The sequence below is a fragment of the Pseudooceanicola marinus genome, assembly GCF_002786295.1.
Taxonomy (GTDB): domain Bacteria; phylum Pseudomonadota; class Alphaproteobacteria; order Rhodobacterales; family Rhodobacteraceae; genus Pseudooceanicola; species Pseudooceanicola marinus.
On the sequence record NZ_PGTC01000026.1, the window covers coordinates 1 to 16,282 of the forward strand.

At 65.5% G+C, this 16,282-nt stretch carries 16 protein-coding genes; 10 read left to right on the top strand and 6 right to left on the bottom strand.

Annotated elements, in window-relative coordinates; genetic code table 11:
• Positions 1-417, top strand: a 417-nt coding sequence (locus tag CVM50_RS19040; RefSeq protein WP_157792217.1) for a LysR substrate-binding domain-containing protein, incomplete at its 5' end; no start/stop codon positions are given.
• An 81-nt stretch (positions 418-498) separates the two neighbouring features.
• On the opposite strand, the gene CVM50_RS19045 is transcribed toward CVM50_RS19040, so the two are convergent.
• Complete coding sequence (locus CVM50_RS19045) at positions 499-2,037, bottom strand: acetolactate synthase large subunit (RefSeq protein WP_085890063.1); 1,539 nt, start codon at positions 2,035-2,037, stop codon at positions 499-501.
• A 418-nt stretch (positions 2,038-2,455) separates the two neighbouring features.
• Here CVM50_RS19045 and CVM50_RS19050 point away from each other — a divergent pair, with 418 nt between their 5' ends.
• The 9 genes from CVM50_RS19050 (at position 2,456) to CVM50_RS19090 (ending at position 10,948) form a co-directional block, all read left to right on the top strand.
• Entirely contained in the window at positions 2,456-3,226 is a 771-nt protein-coding gene (locus CVM50_RS19050) for an IclR family transcriptional regulator (protein ID WP_085890064.1), read from the top strand.
• Positions 3,223-4,947, top strand: coding sequence for a hypothetical protein (locus CVM50_RS19055; RefSeq protein WP_085890065.1), 1,725 nt, complete (start codon positions 3,223-3,225; stop codon positions 4,945-4,947). Before CVM50_RS19050 ends, CVM50_RS19055 begins: the two co-directional genes overlap by 4 nt.
• Positions 4,944-5,633 (top strand): hypothetical protein, encoded by a 690-nt coding sequence (locus CVM50_RS19060; RefSeq protein WP_085890066.1) that lies wholly within the window; start codon positions 4,944-4,946, stop codon positions 5,631-5,633. Before CVM50_RS19055 ends, CVM50_RS19060 begins: the two co-directional genes overlap by 4 nt.
• Positions 5,630-6,619, top strand: a complete 990-nt coding sequence (locus CVM50_RS19065; protein WP_085890067.1) for a membrane dipeptidase — start codon at positions 5,630-5,632, stop codon at positions 6,617-6,619. The genes CVM50_RS19060 and CVM50_RS19065 overlap by 4 nt, the downstream gene beginning before the upstream one ends.
• An 8-nt stretch (positions 6,620-6,627) precedes the next feature.
• A complete protein-coding gene (locus CVM50_RS19070) occupies positions 6,628-7,683 on the top strand; it encodes an ABC transporter substrate-binding protein (protein ID WP_085890068.1) in 1,056 nt (351 codons plus the stop codon).
• 122 nt (positions 7,684-7,805) lie between these two features.
• A complete protein-coding gene (locus tag CVM50_RS19075; RefSeq protein WP_085890069.1) occupies positions 7,806-8,654 on the top strand; it encodes an ABC transporter permease in 849 nt (282 codons plus the stop codon).
• An 11-nt stretch (positions 8,655-8,665) separates the two neighbouring features.
• A complete protein-coding gene (locus tag CVM50_RS19080; RefSeq protein ID WP_085890070.1) occupies positions 8,666-9,457 on the top strand; it encodes an ABC transporter permease in 792 nt (263 codons plus the stop codon).
• Between the two features lie 23 nt (positions 9,458-9,480).
• Positions 9,481-10,551, top strand: coding sequence for an ABC transporter ATP-binding protein (locus CVM50_RS19085; protein ID WP_085890071.1), 1,071 nt, complete (start codon positions 9,481-9,483; stop codon positions 10,549-10,551).
• 7 nt (positions 10,552-10,558) lie between these two features.
• Entirely contained in the window at positions 10,559-10,948 is a 390-nt protein-coding gene (locus CVM50_RS19090; RefSeq protein WP_085890072.1) for a Rid family hydrolase, read from the top strand.
• A gap of 433 nt (positions 10,949-11,381) precedes the next feature.
• On the opposite strand, the gene CVM50_RS19095 is transcribed toward CVM50_RS19090, so the two are convergent.
• From CVM50_RS19095 to CVM50_RS19115, 5 genes are all read right to left on the bottom strand, one after another.
• Entirely contained in the window at positions 11,382-12,959 is a 1,578-nt protein-coding gene (locus tag CVM50_RS19095) for a choice-of-anchor L domain-containing protein (RefSeq protein WP_085890073.1), read from the bottom strand.
• 276 nt (positions 12,960-13,235) lie between these two features.
• Positions 13,236-13,913, bottom strand: coding sequence for a hypothetical protein (locus CVM50_RS19100; RefSeq protein WP_085890074.1), 678 nt, complete (start codon positions 13,911-13,913; stop codon positions 13,236-13,238).
• The gene (locus CVM50_RS19105; RefSeq protein ID WP_085890075.1) at positions 13,910-14,518 is read right to left on the bottom strand and encodes a hypothetical protein; all 609 of its coding nucleotides are present in this window, start codon (positions 14,516-14,518) and stop codon (positions 13,910-13,912) included. The genes CVM50_RS19100 and CVM50_RS19105 overlap by 4 nt, the downstream gene beginning before the upstream one ends.
• 200 nt (positions 14,519-14,718) lie before the next feature.
• Positions 14,719-15,345, bottom strand: a complete 627-nt coding sequence (locus CVM50_RS19110; RefSeq protein WP_085890076.1) for a hypothetical protein — start codon at positions 15,343-15,345, stop codon at positions 14,719-14,721.
• Positions 15,346-15,568: 223 nt separating this feature from the next.
• A complete protein-coding gene (locus tag CVM50_RS19115) occupies positions 15,569-16,120 on the bottom strand; it encodes a hypothetical protein (RefSeq protein ID WP_085890077.1) in 552 nt (183 codons plus the stop codon).
• Positions 16,121-16,282 lie beyond the last annotated feature (162 nt).

Below are 16,282 nucleotides of genomic sequence, written 5' to 3' on the forward strand. Positions count from 1 at the left end.
TTTCAGCAGTTCCGCACGGTGAACATGGTTGCCGTGACCCGCAAGAAGGACCTCGCCAAGCCGCAATCCTGGGAGGCGCTCACCCACGAGCAGTGGGTGCTAAACCCCTCACCTGCGACCACGGATGCCTACTTCCACAGCTGGATGTCTCGCAAGGGTGTCAAATTGCGAAACAAGACCATCCTCTGCCGCTCGGCGCAGATGCTTTCTTCTCTTGTCGAGGAGCTGGACGTGATCGCTGTCTGTCCGGAACCGCTATACTATGCTCGGCTGGCCCCGGCGGGAATCTACCGTGTCGGCCTGCCGGAACTACCCGAGCCCATACCCATGGGCGCGCTCACGATGACACATATGCCCAAGAGCCAGGCCGTTCAGGACCTGATCTCCATCGCTGAACATATCAGCTTGAAGATCTAGCTTCTGAGCAGCAGCGTGTGATTGCTTGGACAGCATATTCTCTGTCGAATGCCTCAGACCGTTTCCGGCCTCGCCGTCAGCTTACATCGCGACCTCGATCAGGCGCGGGCCAGTACTGGACATGGCGGCCTCCAGCGCCGCCTGCAATGCCCCCGCCGTGGCGACACGCTCGGCGACAACCCCCTGCCCTTCGGCCAGCTTCACCCAATCGGGCGCCGGATCCTCCAGCGACATCAGCGGCTGGGTCTCATCGATGGGCGCGCCGGCGCCGATCTTCGAGGTCTCGTTCGCCAGGATACGGTACGACCGGTTGGCCAGCACCAGCACCGTCACGTCGCGCTTGTCGCGCGCCATGCTCCACAGCGCCTGCAGCGTGTAGAAGGCCGAGCCGTCGCCGGTGACGCAGAGCACCTTGCGATCCGGGCAGGCGGTCGAGGCGCCAAGCGCCACGGGCATTGAGTACCCGATGGAACCGCCCCGGTTGTTGATCCAGTCATGCGAGGGGGCCTCGGCGCACATCGGGAACATATGGCCGCCGTTGGTGATCGACTCGTCGACCACGATGGCGCCCGTCGGCAGGGTCCTGGCAACGCTGCGCCCCAGCACCTCAGCGTCGATCGCCGCCTCGGGATCCGCCGCTTCGACCTCGGATTGCGTGTAGGGGGTAACCTCCGCCCCAAGCGCCGCGGCCAGCACCTCCAGCGTCGCCTCGACCTCCCCGCCCGGCGCGCAGAGCGGCAGAACCGCCGCGCCCTCGGGCAGCAGCTTCGAGGGGCGCCCCGGATAGGCAAAGAAGGCAACGGGTTCCCGCGCGCCACAGAGGACAGCGGCGCGGGCCTCCTTCAGCGCCTCCGTTGCGGGGTCGACATGGAAGGGGATGCGGGCCAGCGGCGGCGTGCCCCCGCCCCGCTGCATCCGCGCCACCGCGGCCTCGGCCAGCACCTTCGCGCCGGTCTTTCGAGCGATGGCCTCAGCCAGTTCGGCCATGCGTCGCGTGATGCAGGGCGCGCCGATCACCAGCGCGGCCCCGGGGGCGCTCAGTGTCGCGAGGGCATCGGCCAGCTTCGCTTCGTCATGAGACGGACGCGCCTTCGGCAGCGCCGCGACGGGGGCACCCTCGGCCGGCAGCCATGCGACATCATTGGGCACGATCAGCGTCGCCACCCCACCGGTCGAGACCTCCGACAGCAGATGCGCGGTGGCTCCGGCCACCTCGCCCGGGGTCTGCGGCGTGGCAACTGCGGCGCTGACCGACGCCGCCATGCCTTCGATATCGGCAGTGAGCGGCGCGTCATAGGCAAGGTGATAGGTGGCGTGCTCACCCACGATGTTGAACAGCGGCGTCTCGGCCTTGCGGGCATTGTGCAGGTTGGCCATGCCGTTGGCGAAGCCCGGCCCGAGGTGCAGCAGCACAGCCGCCGGCGCGCCGGTCATCCGCGCGTAGCCATCCGCCGCGCCGGTCGCCACCCCCTCGAACAGGCAGAGCGACAGCGCCATCCCTTCGGTCCGCCCGAGCGCCGCCAGCATGTGCATCTCGGTCGTTCCGGGGTTCGCAAAGCACATGCGCACCCCGTTTTCCACCAGGGTACGGACCACAAGGTCGGCGCCGTTCTGTTCCATGGGTTTCATTCCTCTGCTGGGGCGTGACTTTCCGTGACTCCTTCCCGAGCCCCGCCAAAGTGTCAATAATAATGAGCAAATCTGCGGCAAGGATTTTCGACAGGCCACGAGGACACGCAGGCCGAGAGCACGCAGACGCCATGCAGAAAAGCGCGGAAACCCGGGTATTTCATGGGAATACGCACTCAGAATCCATGACATGGGCGCGAATGCGATTCGTAATCCCGATCAGCCCGTACATCTCGGCGCGTGATGAAGGCAAAGCGGCCAGCCTTGATCGCTCAAAAAATCACACGCCGAAAATGATGAATTTCTCTTACCTATTTCAATAACTTGGGGAAAGCACGGCGAAATCCGTGCCCGGAACGGGGTCGAATTTCCTTTGACAGGCGCAGGCTCTGCCCGCAGGATATTCAATATGGATCGCATATATTCAAATAGAATACAAGATGAAAGCGGCAAGGACGGCGGTGTCCGGCCCCTCTCGACGGCGCTGAAGGTGCTTGAGGTGCTCGCTTTCTTTTCCGACAAACGGCGCCCGCTGCGGCTGTCGGATGTCACCACGGGGCTGGGCCTGTCGCGGGCCACGGCCTACCAGCGGCTGCTGACCCTGGTCGCTGCGGGCTGGCTGGAACAGGACGAGGGCGGCGCCTACCGGCTATCGATGCTGGCCACCCGCATGGCTGTGGCGGCGCTCGATCAGGCCGACCTCGGCACCCGCGCCGACCCGGTTCTGCACCGGCTAGCCGAGGCCACGGGCGAGACCTCCTCGCTGTCGATCATCGACCGGGGCCAGCCCTGCATCGTCGCCCGCGTCGAGACTGACACGCTGCTGCGCGCCGAACAGAAGATGGGCACGATGATGTCGCTGGAAGGCTCGGCCTCGGGGCGGATCTTGGTCGCCTATGCCGATGCCGCGCAGCTTGAACGCCTGCGTCGCGGCCCGCATCCCCTGCCCGCCGAAGACATGCTGCCCGCGATCCGCGAGAAAGGCTACGCCCTCTCCAGCGGGTATACCCAGACCGGCGTGATCGCCATTGCGGCGCCGGTCTTCGACCAGCCGGGCCGCTGCAGCGCGACCCTGTCGCTGGTGGTGCCCCAGATCCGCTTCGACGAGGCCCGCTTCGCCGGCCCTCTGGTCGAAGCCGCAGCCGAGCTTTCCCGACATCTGCAAGGAGACGCATCGTGACCGCGTCGTCACTTCACACCACGGCCCCCGACGGGCGCCCCGGCCTGCGCAACTGGCGCGAGCTGATGAAACCGCAACGCCTTGCCGCAATGCAGCCCAGCCGGCTGTCCGGCACCCGCGCCATGATGAACCGCATGATCCGGGAGAAGTGGGACATCCAGCTTCAGCGCTTCGACGTCGATGCAGAGGCGCGCGGCACCATCGTCTATTCGATCCACACCCCCCGGCAGGAGTTCAGCTTCATCGCCTTCTCGCTGACCCCGAAGCGCGAGGGGCGCACGGGGCGCATCATCGGCCGCGCCTGGGACATGATGGGCACCCTCAACGAGGGCCCGGCCACCGAGGCCGACATCGAGCGCGCCCGCGAGGACCTGCCCAAGCTCTACCGCGGCCGCGCCAGCGAGAACGCCCTTGTCTGGTGCCGCTCCAACCGCTCGATGCGGGTCTTCGAGACGGTGCTCGAGGCGCTGTCCGACGGGCGCCAGCCCTCGGTCGAGGACCTGAACACCGTCTGCTACCTCATGCGCAACACCGGGCTGGACGGCAACGGCACCTTCGGCACCCGTTCCTTCCCGTCGATCAACACCGGCGCGCATGACCTTGGCGGCATGCTGGAGGCGCAGCTGTTGCTGGCCTACCTGATGCGCGAGCTGTCCTGCGACCTGGTCGAGCACCTGGCCCGGCTGCGCTCGGACAGGGCCGTTACACTGAACCCGGCGCTGCGCAGCTATCTCGGTGTCGGCAACGGCTCGGCCCTGGGCCTAATCTTCTTCGTGCAGAAACATCCCCGGCTGCTGAACAGCTGGCTGAGCGCGCGCGAAACCGCCCTTGCCACCGCCCTCGGGCTTGAGCTGGGCAAGGGCGATGCACGCATTGACACCCTGATCGGCCTGACCCGGCGCGCCATCCGCTTCCGCAACGAAGACACGATGATGTACGAGACCTTCACCGCCTCGTCGCAGGTGGCGCAGGACCTGGCCTCGCTGCTGCCCGCGCTGGAAGAGCTACGCGACGCCGGCACCATCGATGGGCAGAGCCTTCGCTTCCCGCTGGACATGCTGGCCCGCCGTGCCGAGGCCGCCCTGGCCCCCGAGAGCTACGAAAGCTTCCTGTCGCTCTGCATGGAGCTGGTCCCGGACGAGGCCGACGCCCTCGCCGCACAGGTCTCGGGCGCCGACGAGATGGCGGTCAACCCGAGGATGACCGCCGGGGCGCTGATAGACCTGCTGGAAGATGAATACGCTTGGGCGCTGCAGATGGACATGAGTGCCGCCAATGCCCAGGACTACGTCTGGTACAAGTCCGAGACCGCCGAAGAGCCCCGACGCGGCCTGCGCGCCGAGGTGCCCGAGGCGCGTGACCTTGGGCTGGATATTCCCGGACAGGTGCAGCTGCTGCACCAGGATCTGTCCGGCGTGGCCGGTGACGTGCCGATGGCACATTTCCTGCTGTCCCATCCCCATCACCGCCTGATGGTGGCCCGCGCGCAAAGCCTGAAAGGCCTGCCCTTCCACACCCCGTACGCCAACATCAACGCCGGTGACTTTGTGCCCATCGACCTGGTGCGGCTGATGAATGTCGCCCTGCACGGCATCGACAAGACCCGCGACTACCTGCAACGCAACCTGCGCGGCGTTCTCTACCACGGCGCCCCGACCCGCGAGGCGATCCGCGCGGGCGAAGGCGCCGGCTGGTTCTACCCCGAGGAGCCCCGCGCATGAGCGATCCGCACAGCCTGAGAGTCATGCCGCGCGAGATGCGCATGATGAGCGAACGCATCTTCTCTCTCACCGCGCTGCCCAAGGGCTTCGCGCTGATGCTGACAGATACGGTGATGTATTCGCAGGCCATGGGGTTGGGCGGCTTCGCTCATCTCGAAACCGGGATCGAGGCGCTGAAGGCCGCGGATCCGCAGCGGGTGAAGCTGATCGAGGATCGCGACGGCACGCTGCACATGGACTGCGGCGGGCAACATGCCTGGATCGTGCTGCCGTCGGTGCTGGACCTGCTGGGGCTTGAGGCGGCGCGCCGCGACGGCGCCCGCATCCTGTTGGAGAACCTCACCCACCCCGAAGAGCTGGCGCTGGCCGAGGGCTTCGGCCTGCGGCTCGGCCTGGCGGTCAAGGCCAGCGGAGGGGTCGTCTCGGCCAGCGCCTGCCCGCCCGAAGACCCGGTGCTAGACCGCGCCCTGCAGGACGGCTGCCGCATCCCGGCAGAGCTGTGGTGGCGCATCTGGGCCCTGGCCCAGACCGCGCTGACCCCGGACTCGGTGGTGTCGCGCCGCCATGCGGGGGTGAACATCGTGACAGAGGACGGCCAGATCATAGGCCGCACCGACAATGACGACGATACCGATCCGAATTTCATCAATTCGGTCGGCCTGAAGACCAAGGAAGCCACACAATGACACCCGACCAGATCATCGACGGGCTGCAATGCGGCCACTTCGACCGCGACAGCTTCGTCAACCTGAAGGCCGCCGGCGTGCATGGCGTGGTCGTCACCTGCGGCTTCTGGGAAGGCACGCTGGAAAGCCTCGACAGCCTTGGCCGCTGGCGTGACCTGATCCGCGAGAACAGCGATGTCGCCGCCTTTGGCTACACGCCCGAGGCTATCGAGACCGCCGCCGCCGAGGGCAAGGTCGCCGCGATCCTCGGCTACCAGAACTCGAACCTCTTCGAGGGCCGCATCCGGCTGGTCGAGATGTGGGCCGAGCTGGGCGTGCGGGTGGTGCAGCTGACCTACAACAACCAGAACGAGCTGGCCGGCAGCTGCTACGAGGCCGAGGACTCGGGCCTTGCACGCTATGGCCGCGAGGTGATCCGCGAGATGAACCGCGCCGGCATCCTCGTCGATTGCTCCCATGTCGGGAACCTCTCGACCCTGCAGGCCATCGCGGCCAGCGAAAAGCCGATCGCCGTCACCCATGCCAACGCCGACAGTCTCTTCGCGCACAAGCGCAACAAGACCGATGACGTGCTGCATGCGCTGCGCGACACCGGCGGCGTGATCGGCGTCGCGGCCTATCGCAACATCACCGGCGACTACTTCTCGGGACCCATCGAGAACTGGTGCGAGATGGTCGCCAAGACCGTCGATATCGCCGGTATCGACAGCGTCGCCATCGGCACCGACCGCAGCCACAACTTCACCGCGCCCGACTACGCCTGGATGCGCATGGGTCGCTGGACCCGTGGCGTCGACTATGGCGCAGCTTCTGCGGCCCGTCCCGGCAAGGCCCCGCCGCCGGACTGGTTCCAGTCGCTGACGGACATGCAGATCATCCCTAACGGCCTCCGCTCCGTGGGCTTTTCAGAAGAAGAGGTCGCCAAGATTACCCACGGCAACTGGTTGCGCCTCTACGGCGAGACCTTCCGCAAATCCAACAGTTGAGAGATCCCATGACGATCAAAAAGACGCACAACGCGCTGATCCGCCCCAACCGCCGCCTGTTCCTTCAGGGCACGGCAGCGCTTGCAGGCGCCTCGGCCCTTGCGGCCCCCTCCATCGGCCGCGCCCAGTCCAAGGAGCTGTACATCAACTCCTGGGGTGGTCCCTGGCTGGAAGCCGCGACCGAGAACCTGTTCGACCCCTTCACCGAGGCCACCGGCATCAAGGTCAACACGGTCTCGCCGGTCTCATTCGCCAAGCTGGCCGCGCAGGTCCGCAGCGGGGTCTATGAATTCGACGTCACCACCCTGGGCGGCGGCGACATCGTGGCCGCCAACAACGCCGGCCTGCTGGAACCGCTGGAAGAGCCCTACCCCGGCGGGTTGTTCCAGAACGGCGTCGGCAGCCATGCCTTCGCCACCATGATGGCCTGGCGCACCGACAAGGGCTGGGAAGAGACCCCGCAAAGCTGGGCCGACTTCTGGGATGTCGAACGCTTCCCCGGTGGCCGCTCATTGCAACGCTACCCGGCCCGCGTCCTGCCGCTGGCGCTGCTGGCCGATGGCGTGGCGCCCGAGGATCTCTACCCGCTGGACATCGACCGCGCCTTCGCCAAGCTGGACGAAATCAAGGAGCACGTCCGCGTCTGGTGGACCGGCGGCGCGCAGTCGACGCAGATCCTGCGCGACGGCGAGGTCGACATGATCGGCATCTGGCATGGCCGCTACTTCGAGGCCGAGGACGCCGGTGCCCCGGTCGCCTTCACCTGGAACCAGGCCGAGCTGGACAGCGCCTACTGGGTCGTGGCCAAGGAGACCCCCAACATGGAAGCCGCGAAGATGTTCGTCGACTTCGCCACCTCCGCCGAGCCGCTCGCCGGTTTCGTCGCCCAGGCCAACTACGGCGCGATGAACCCCGCCGCGGATGAGTTCATCCCCGACAGCGCCAAGCCGCGGATGCCCACGGCGCCGGGCAACGTCGAGATGACCTTCGAACAGGACATGCTGAACTTCGGCGCCGACCCGCAGGAAGTGGCGATGCGCTTCGACGAGTGGCTGGCCTCGTAAGCCCGCCCTCCGGGGCCCTCCCCAGGCCCTGAAACTGCCGGGGCGGCGCGCATCCCTTGCGGCCCCGGTCCTCGCCCGGCGCCCGCGCGCCACCCGTTCCCGTTTCCCGGAGGAGGTCTCCCATGGGCCTGTCCCTCTCAGCCCTCGCAGAGCGCAAGACGCTCTGGCCCTGGCTTCTGCTGGCGCCGCTGACCATCTATCTCGCGCTGTTCTTCCTCGTCCCGCTAGTCGAGGTCGTCATCATGTCGGTGACCGAACCGCGCCCCGGCCTTGCCAACTACGAGAAGGTGCTGACCGGCAGCCTGTATCGCAAGGTCTTCCTCAACACCTTCGGCACCGCGCTGCTGGTGACGCTTTGCTGCCTGCTGGTCGGCTATCCGCTGGCCTACCTGATGTCGACGGTCAGCAAGCGCGCCGCAATGGGCATCCTGTTGCTGATCACCATGAGCTTCTGGACCTCGTTCCTGGTGCGCACCTACGCCTGGATGGTCCTTCTGGGAAACAACGGCCCCGTGGTCTGGCTGATGCAGACCCTCGGCATCGCCGAGCCGCCGCCGTTGCTGTTCACCCGCTTAAGCTCGACCCTGGCGATGGTGCATATCCTGGCGCCCTACATGATCATGAACATCTACACGGTGATGCAGAAGATCGACCCCTCGCTGATCCGCTCGGCGGAAAGCATGGGGGCCTACGGCAAGTCGCTGTTCCGCCATGTCTACCTGCCGCTGACGGCGCCGGGCATCGCCAATGGTTCTGTCCTGGTCTTCGTGATCTGCCTCGGCTTCTACGTCACGCCCGTCCTGCTGGGATCCCCGCGCGAACAGATGGCCGCCGGCCTGATCGGCAACCAGATCGAGCAGTTCCTGGCCTTCGGCCTCGGCAGCGCGATGTCCATCGTCCTGCTGGTGGTGACGCTGGTGATCCTCGGGATCTACCACCGCCGCTTCGGCCTCGACAAACTTTACGGATAGGAGCGCAGATCATGAATACGCTGATGCGCTGGATCGGGATCGCCGTGGTGATCTTCATCGCCGCCCCGCTGGTGATCGTGGTCCCGATGTCCTTCTCGACCGCCGCCTCGCTGCAGTTCCCGCCGCCGGGCTATTCCTGGGGCTACTACCAGCAGTTCTTCTCGGATCCCTCCTGGCTGCGGCCTGCCTGGAACTCGATCTACATCGCCACGATGAACACCCTGCTGACCATGGCGCTGGTGGTGCCTGCCACCTTCGCCCTGGTGCGCCACAAGTTCTGGGGCAAGAGCTTTGCCAACCTTATGATGATGATGCCCATGGCGGTGCCCCATATCGTAATGGCGGTCGGCTACTACTCCTACTTCGGAGAGCTGAAGCTGGTGCACTCGAAACTGGGCGTGGTCCTGGCCCACACCTGCCTGTCGGTGCCGATCACCTTCCTTGTCCTCTCGGCCAACCTGAAGGGCTTCGACCTGACGCTGGAGCGCGCGGCCCGCTCGCTTGGCGCCACGCCGGGGCAGGTCTTCCGCCACATCACCCTGCCGATCCTCAAGCCCGGCCTCGCCATCTCGGCGCTCTTCGCCTTCATCCAGTCCTTCGACGAAACCGTGGTGGCGATCTTCATCTCGGGTCGCGACGCCGAGACCCTGCCGCGCAAGATGTTCGACTCGATCCGCGAAGAGGCCGACCCGGTGATCGCCGTGATCTCGACCCTGCTCTTCGCCGTGGTCTTCGCCGGGCTGATCGTCCCCTCTCTGATCAAGGGCCTGCGCCGCATGGCCGGAGGCACCCCATCCAAATGACCCAGACCCCCACAGGAGCCGACATGAGCGCCTATCTTCGCCTCGCCGGCGTCAACAAGACCTTCGGCAGTTTCACCGCCCTCGGCCATATCGACCTTGAGGTCGAGAAGGGCGAATTCGTCACCTTCCTCGGGCCCTCGGGCTCGGGCAAGACCACCACGCTGATGGTGATCGCCGGCTTCGAGCAGGCCACCAAGGGCGAGATCACCGTGGCAGACCAGTCGCTTGCCCATCTCGCGCCGCAGGAACGCAACATCGGCATCGTGTTCCAGAACTACGCCCTGTTCCCGCACAAGACCGCGGCCGAGAACGTCTACTTCCCCCTGCAGATGCGCAAGGTGGGCAAGAAGCAGGGCATTAGGAAGGCCGAGGAGATGCTGGAGCTTGTCGGCCTGGCCGGTTTCGCGCACCGCCTGCCGAAAGAGCTGTCGGGCGGCCAGCAGCAACGTGTGGCCCTGGCCCGCGCGCTGGTCTTCGAGCCTGACCTGTTGCTGCTGGACGAGCCGCTCGGCGCGCTGGACAAGAACCTGCGCGAGCAGATGCAGATCGAGATCAAGCGCATCCAGAAGCGCCTTGGAGTGACCACGATCTTCGTCACCCATGACCAGACTGAGGCGATGTCGATGTCCGACCGCATCGTCGTCTTCTCGAACGGTGCCATCGAACAGGCTGCCGCCCCGCTGGATATCTACCACCGCCCCGCCACCCGCTTCGTTGCCGACTTCATCGGCGAGAGCAACCTGCTGGAGGCCACCGTCACCGATGCCGCAAGCGGCAAGGCGCAAAGCCCGGTGCTGGGCGAGGTCACCTGCGGTGCCGAGGGCCTGCCGCCGCTGACGGATGACCAAGCGGTGACGCTTCTCATCCGGCCCGAACACCTCAAGCTCTCGCGAGAGCCCAAGGAGGGCCGCCAGAACGCGCAGATGGTGATCGAGACCATAGTCAACTATGGCGACAACGCCGTCGTGATCGGCCATGTGGGCGATCAGCAGATCCGTGTCAGAGTGCCGGGGGCCGATGTCGTCATTCTGAAGGAAGGTGACAGCTGTCACTTCAGCTGGACCGCCGATGCGGTCTTCGTCCTGGACAAGTGAGGCCCCCATGCTGGACCAGATGATCACCCGTTTCGGCACCTCTGCGCGTGCCTCCATCGCCACCGTCGCCAATGGCACCGGCTATTTCGCCGTCACGCCCGAGGCGCCCTATGACGCCAGCCTGTCGATGCCCGAACAGGCGCGTCAGCTCTTTGCCAAGGCCGAGGCGCGGCTGGCCGAGATCGGCTCTTCCAAGGGGCAGCTGCTGTTCTGCGCCATCATCCTGAAGGATGTCAGCGAGGTAGCAGCCTTCAACGCCGTCTGGGACGAGTGGGTGGCCGATGTGGCACCGCCCGCCCGCGCCTGCTTCGAGGCGAACATGGCCAACCCTGCCCTCAAGGTCGAACTGATCATGATCTGCACCGTGCCCGATAGCTCACCTGCGGCGGATGTCTGACTACTCACAGCTGGTCGCCCTCGCGGGGCATGACCTTGCCCCGCTGAGCGATCCCGACAGCCAACTATGTACAAGCAATGAAGGGCCGCATCGCGATACAGCTGGACGTGACGAAAACCAGCGGCGGGCCAGCGAGATCGCCCGCCGGATCGTCCACCGGGGCAGTCCGCGCCGCACAGCAGGCTGCGGCCTATTCCCCGCCTCTTCACCACTCAGAAAGTGGGCTTTTTTCTCCAATTAGCCGAGCACGAGAACAGCGGTCCCCTCACCGGTCAGGAGCATTCTGCCCAGATTTCAGGGTACCCCCGGGGGGAGAAAGACACGAAGGCGACCTATTGACCTCTCTTGGGATTGCCACCCTTTCCCCTGTCGGCCGACGAGATACTTGCCGCAGCGCGCCCAAGCCGCCTGATTGTCGTGATGTTTGACGCAGTCAGTATCCCAGCACCGCGCGAGCTTCGAAGCGCTTGATCACAGGGCGCGCTGCGGGCCCGTAGCCGCTCAAAGTATCTGGATCTATTTCTGGAAACAGCGAGAGGACCTCCCGTCTAGCCCCATCGTCTAGCCCCGCCATGGTCAATGGGCCGGGATGATAGCTTTCAGTGGGCAGGCCATTTGACCAGATTATCTCGTGCTGATCGAAGAGCAGATGAAAATACTCAACGGTCCCACCAGAGCGGTCAAGATAGACACCGTCGTGACCAACCAGGCTTTTAGCAGAAACTAGCGCCTCGCTCGTGCCCAGACCCAAGTCGACATCCCATCGCGGGCTTCGGACAAGCACACGGTGTTGTTGCGACACACGAAGCTCAGCGTGGTTGCCGAAAGCACTTTCTGCAATGACGACAGGCGCGAAGGTCCCGCTGGCGCGCACCCTGCGGCAGCCGACCCAGCGAAGGGGTTGTAGGCCATGATCGCGCGTCATGACCAGGTCATCCGGCTGAAGGTCTTCGACCGGGCGCTGCCCTTCCGCCGTGATGATCAGGGTACCGCGCGTGAAACAGGGCACCGTCTCGACCTCGACGAAGGCAACGTCGGTGTTCCCGTCGCCATCCTGAACCGTGTAGGTGAAGACATTGCTGCCCGCCTCGTCGTCGCCGGTGATGGTGAGGGTGCCGTCGGCATTGACGAGGATCGCCTCTCCCGTCGGCAGGACGACAGTGCTGCCCGCCACGACAGCCTGACCGTTGACATGGGTGATAGTCAACGTGCCGCCCGACAGTGAACTGTCGTTGGCCAGTGCGTCCAGGACCACGTCCTGCCCGATCGCCGTTGACACCTCATCGTCCCCCGCAATCAGCGCGCACTGGATCGAGTCACCAGCAATCAACAGGTTCGAGTCGTAGAGTCGGTCTCCAGCATCGGCGATCCCGATCTTGATGGTGTTCTCCTGCCCCGGACTGACTGGCGCCTTCAGAGTCAGAGTGACGGTAAAGCCATCCATCTCGGTATTGTGGGGATCGGTCGAAGCTGGATTGTTCTGGTAGAGGTTGCTGTTAGAGCCGGGGTTAATGTTGTTGATCGTGATGTCACCGGTGCCGACCGTCAGCTCGGCCTGAACACCGTTGACCCAAATGGCGCAGACATCGTTGAAGCCAGTGCCGACATATTCCAGGTACTCTTCCGACGAGAAAACGATCTGCATCGTCAGCTCGCTACCTTCGGGAATGAAGGTTGCCTCCAGCACCGCAGCGTCATAGGTCCGGTAACCCGAAACGGCGGTCAGGTCGCTGTCACCAGCGGTGCCCATGCTGGTGGTCGTGTTTCCAGCCTGGTTGGCCGTGCCATAGCTGTTGGTGAAGTCGCTGGCGCGCCCGGTTGACAGTATCACCCCTTCATCCGAGGGCACGACCCCTGGCGAGGTAGACAGACCGTCCGAGTAAATGCCCGAAGACTGGGAAGCACCCGTATAAGTCGCAGACTTCAGTTCAACTCCAGCCCCGAAGATCGCCTCTGCCATGTCCATAGCGGAGGCATTTCCATTGATACTCAATTCAGATGCCGCAACCATTCGAGCCGCCTTCTACGCGCAGGGCAGCCGCTTCTGGTTCCTCCTAGAAGCAGACGCCAAATGTTGTTTTAAGCTTTGTGTTAACCTTTCCTCGACTGAGATAGTATTATCCTAAAGGATAGCTTTCAGGCGCACTTGAGATCACCAACGCAGTTACGCATGGTCCGCCGAGACTTTCTTAGATTACTGTCTTCTCAATCGACCGGGCTTCACGTGCCAGGATAGATAGAAGCTCAGGTCCCGGCCTGCTGCTCCTCCACCTTTTTCCAAGCCCGCTCAAGCCGCCCGCTTAACCGCCTCCCCTTCCCAAGGCTTCATCGGCGGCAGGGCCTCGGTGACCTGGTGCGCGGTCAGCCCGCCGTAGATCCGGAAGTGATCGCGCAGGGTCATGAGCGCATCCCACCACAGCAGATAGTCCCGCCGGGCCCGCGCCTGATCTCGTGGGTGGTTCTCGATCGTGATCGGGCAGCAGCGCAGATCCACCTCGCGGACCTTGCCGCGGCTGGTGTAGCGCGCCTTGCCGCAGGTCTCGGTCACGGCGAAGCGCCCGTGCTTCGTCTGCCTCCAATCCACTGGCTGAACCTGCGGCGCGAGGTCCGAGCCCCAGCCCAGGGTTTCCCCCGCGCGGCAGAGATCCGCGATGACCAGGGCCATGCGCCGGCCACCAACGCCCTCCGGCAGCTGCGCCAGGGCGTCGGCCACCGCATCCGCGTCGGGGTGGGGCTCCGAGGTGCCGCCGCCCTGCACCCGGCAGCCGAGCTCGGCCTGGCGCATCAGGATATGCTCCATGCCGTAGCCCTTCAGCGCGCCCTGCGGCCGCTCATTGGCGCCCTGGTCGAAGTCGATCCGGATCTTCTCCTTCTGGAACGCCCAGTCGAGGAGCTGCAGGATGGTCACCTCGCGCGGAGAGGCGCTGCTCAGGCCCCGGGGTCGGTGTCGGAGCGCCATGGTCATGCCGCCTGCCCCTCTGCTTGCTGCGCCTGTCCTCTGCGCACCAGCTCGCGCGCCGCGTCTTGGTGCGCTTCATAGGCGTGGAGCCATTCGCGGTCGGCCGCATCCACAGGCAGGCGCAGGCTGATACGCTCGCGCAGGCGTGCCACCTTCGACTGTGCCGCTCCTGCCCTGTCAGCGATGATCCGGCGTTCCTGCGGGTTCAGCGGCGGGCGGTGCTTGCTGAGCCACCAGCGGTATTCCTCGACCAGGCGCCCCTCGGCCAGGGCTGCTCTCCCGGCGGCGCTGCCGAACCAGCTGGCCAGCCCGGGCATTTCTTCGAGAGGCCGCGGCTGCGCGACCTGCGCCAGGGCGACAAAGGCCGCATGGCTGGGCCAGAAGTCCCGCGCCCGCCCCTCGCCCTTCGAGCGCATTGCCTCGAAGAGCCGCCGCAGGTTGGCGTCGCTCATATAGCCCAGCTCGTCCGCCAGCCGGTCGAGGCGCTTGCGGCCATCGTCTGCATCGACCGCCTTCGGGAACCGGAACCCGATCCCCTCCAGCGGCCCCAGCAACAGCCGGCGCACCCGGTCCCGCTTCGTCTCGTGATCCTGATCCTGCTCGATCCGCATCCTCTTGCCCTTTCTCAGCCTTGGCTCGACTTATCCACAGGTGACGCCGGCTGAAGCGGAGCGGGACGGAGGTCTCTTTTCATATTCATTTCTTTTCTTCTCCTTTCCTCTCTTACAGCCGACAGAATGTCCGCCGTTCTGTCCGCATTCCGTCCGGTTCTGTCCGAAAGACAAAAGCGGACAGAACCGGGACATAATGCTCAGCGCCTGACCAGCGCCTCCACGCCCTCGACAATCCGCGAGGGGGTGCGATTTCCTTCGGGGTAATGGGCATCGAGCCAGGCATTGAGCCGGACGACATATTGCGTCTGCTCCGCCACGGCTTCGAAGCCCAGATCCTTGAGCGCGCGGCGCAGCCGGGTCAGCGCCTTGCGCTCCCGGTCGGCTGCCGCGCGATCGGCATTCTTGTTGCGCGAGCCGATGGCCGCGGCGACCACCTCTGTCACCACGCCGTGCATCAGCCGCACCTCGCTGCCAACGCGGCAGGGCCGCCAGCCGTAAAGCGGTGAGGGATCGCGGCGCAGGAAGCCTTCCCAGGTCTGCAGGGAGAGGCCCAGCAGGTCCGCTATCAGCGACTGATCCGAAGGCATGGTGCCCACCGGGTCCTGCTTGCGCGCCTTGCACCAGATGGCCACGGCCAGGCCCTGGACATCCCAGTCACCCTTCCGGGCGGTGCGGGTGTAGAAGTCGCTCTCCAGCCAGCGGTCATAGTGGAACTGGAAATAGGAATGGCTCTCCAGCCGTGTGCCGCGCGGGAACGGGTATTCTTCGAGCTCATCGGCATCGACGGCGCGCAGAGCGGCGGAACTGGTGAGAAGCGGGCGCATCAGCCCTGCCCCCGACAGCGCAATAGCTTCCCTGCCCAGGGCCCCTCTGCGGCCCTGGTATGGGGCGCGACGTCTACGGGGTTCAAAAAGCCGTCGCGACCCGATGCCGCATGTGATGGGGGTCCAGCGGCAATCGTCCGGCCAATCGGGGAAACCGGACCGACCGAACTGCTACCATGCGCGGCTGCGCGACCAATTGTCTCTTGGGTCAGACGCCTGTCTCTCACGCCACCTTCCTCCGCTTGGCGGCGGGGATATCGAGCTTGAGCCGATCCCGGCGCAGGCGCACCGCATCCTTGTGGCAGCCGGCGAGCCGGGCGATCTCCGTCAGCCCCCGCTGGCCATCGACCAGCGCCAGGATCTTCCGGGTGATCTCTTCGTCATCGCCCGAGACGGACTTCCCGCGCCCGCCCTTGAGCGGCACCGGCTTCGGCCGGGCGATCTCCAGCCCGTCCTCGCGCGCCACCCGCTGGATGCGCTGACGTGCCGTGTGGCGCAGCAGGATGATCTCGCTGATGCTCAGCCCATCCTTGATGTCCTGGGCGATCTCGCGATCCTTCAGGCGGTCTGCCAGTGTGGGCACCTGCGCGCGCTGCATCGTCCGGAAGCCGCCCTTGAAGGCCTCGTTCCGGGTGACGATCGACTGGGTCTTCGGGTCCCAGACGTAGTCCCGATCCATGCCGCTGACGCCCGCGGGGATGCGGCGCTTCTCCTCGGGGATACGCTCCAGCGCCTCGTCGATCAGACGGCGCTCTTCTGCAGTCACGATGTCCATGCGGGCCTCCCGGGGCTCTGGTGTTCAAGGGTCAGCGGCAGTGAGGGCGCCGCGCTCTGCGGCGGCGCCAGATGTGCGGGCAGCGCCGGATAGTCGCCGGAGCGGGTCAGCCGCGGGCGGCAGGGCGGAATGCGCCGCAGCACCGTCGGGCCGTCCCGGTCC

Bases quoted from the DNA above. Each gene is read 5' to 3' on its own strand.
- CVM50_RS19045 (WP_085890063.1), bottom strand. From the start codon at position 2,037: ATGGAACAGAACGGCGCCGACCTTGTGGTCCGTACCCTGGTGGAAAAC.
- CVM50_RS19050 (WP_085890064.1), top strand. From the start codon at position 2,456: ATGGATCGCATATATTCAAATAGAATACAAGATGAAAGCGGCAAGGAC.
- CVM50_RS19060 (WP_085890066.1), top strand. From the start codon at position 4,944: ATGAGCGATCCGCACAGCCTGAGAGTCATGCCGCGCGAGATGCGCATG.
- CVM50_RS19065 (WP_085890067.1), top strand. From the start codon at position 5,630: ATGACACCCGACCAGATCATCGACGGGCTGCAATGCGGCCACTTCGAC.
- CVM50_RS19070 (WP_085890068.1), top strand. From the start codon at position 6,628: ATGACGATCAAAAAGACGCACAACGCGCTGATCCGCCCCAACCGCCGC.
- CVM50_RS19075 (WP_085890069.1), top strand. From the start codon at position 7,806: ATGGGCCTGTCCCTCTCAGCCCTCGCAGAGCGCAAGACGCTCTGGCCC.
- CVM50_RS19080 (WP_085890070.1), top strand. From the start codon at position 8,666: ATGAATACGCTGATGCGCTGGATCGGGATCGCCGTGGTGATCTTCATC.
- CVM50_RS19085 (WP_085890071.1), top strand. From the start codon at position 9,481: ATGAGCGCCTATCTTCGCCTCGCCGGCGTCAACAAGACCTTCGGCAGT.
- CVM50_RS19090 (WP_085890072.1), top strand. From the start codon at position 10,559: ATGCTGGACCAGATGATCACCCGTTTCGGCACCTCTGCGCGTGCCTCC.
- CVM50_RS19095 (WP_085890073.1), bottom strand. From the start codon at position 12,959: ATGGTTGCGGCATCTGAATTGAGTATCAATGGAAATGCCTCCGCTATG.
- CVM50_RS19100 (WP_085890074.1), bottom strand. From the start codon at position 13,913: ATGACCATGGCGCTCCGACACCGACCCCGGGGCCTGAGCAGCGCCTCT.
- CVM50_RS19105 (WP_085890075.1), bottom strand. From the start codon at position 14,518: ATGCGGATCGAGCAGGATCAGGATCACGAGACGAAGCGGGACCGGGTG.
- CVM50_RS19110 (WP_085890076.1), bottom strand. From the start codon at position 15,345: ATGCGCCCGCTTCTCACCAGTTCCGCCGCTCTGCGCGCCGTCGATGCC.
- CVM50_RS19115 (WP_085890077.1), bottom strand. From the start codon at position 16,120: ATGGACATCGTGACTGCAGAAGAGCGCCGTCTGATCGACGAGGCGCTG.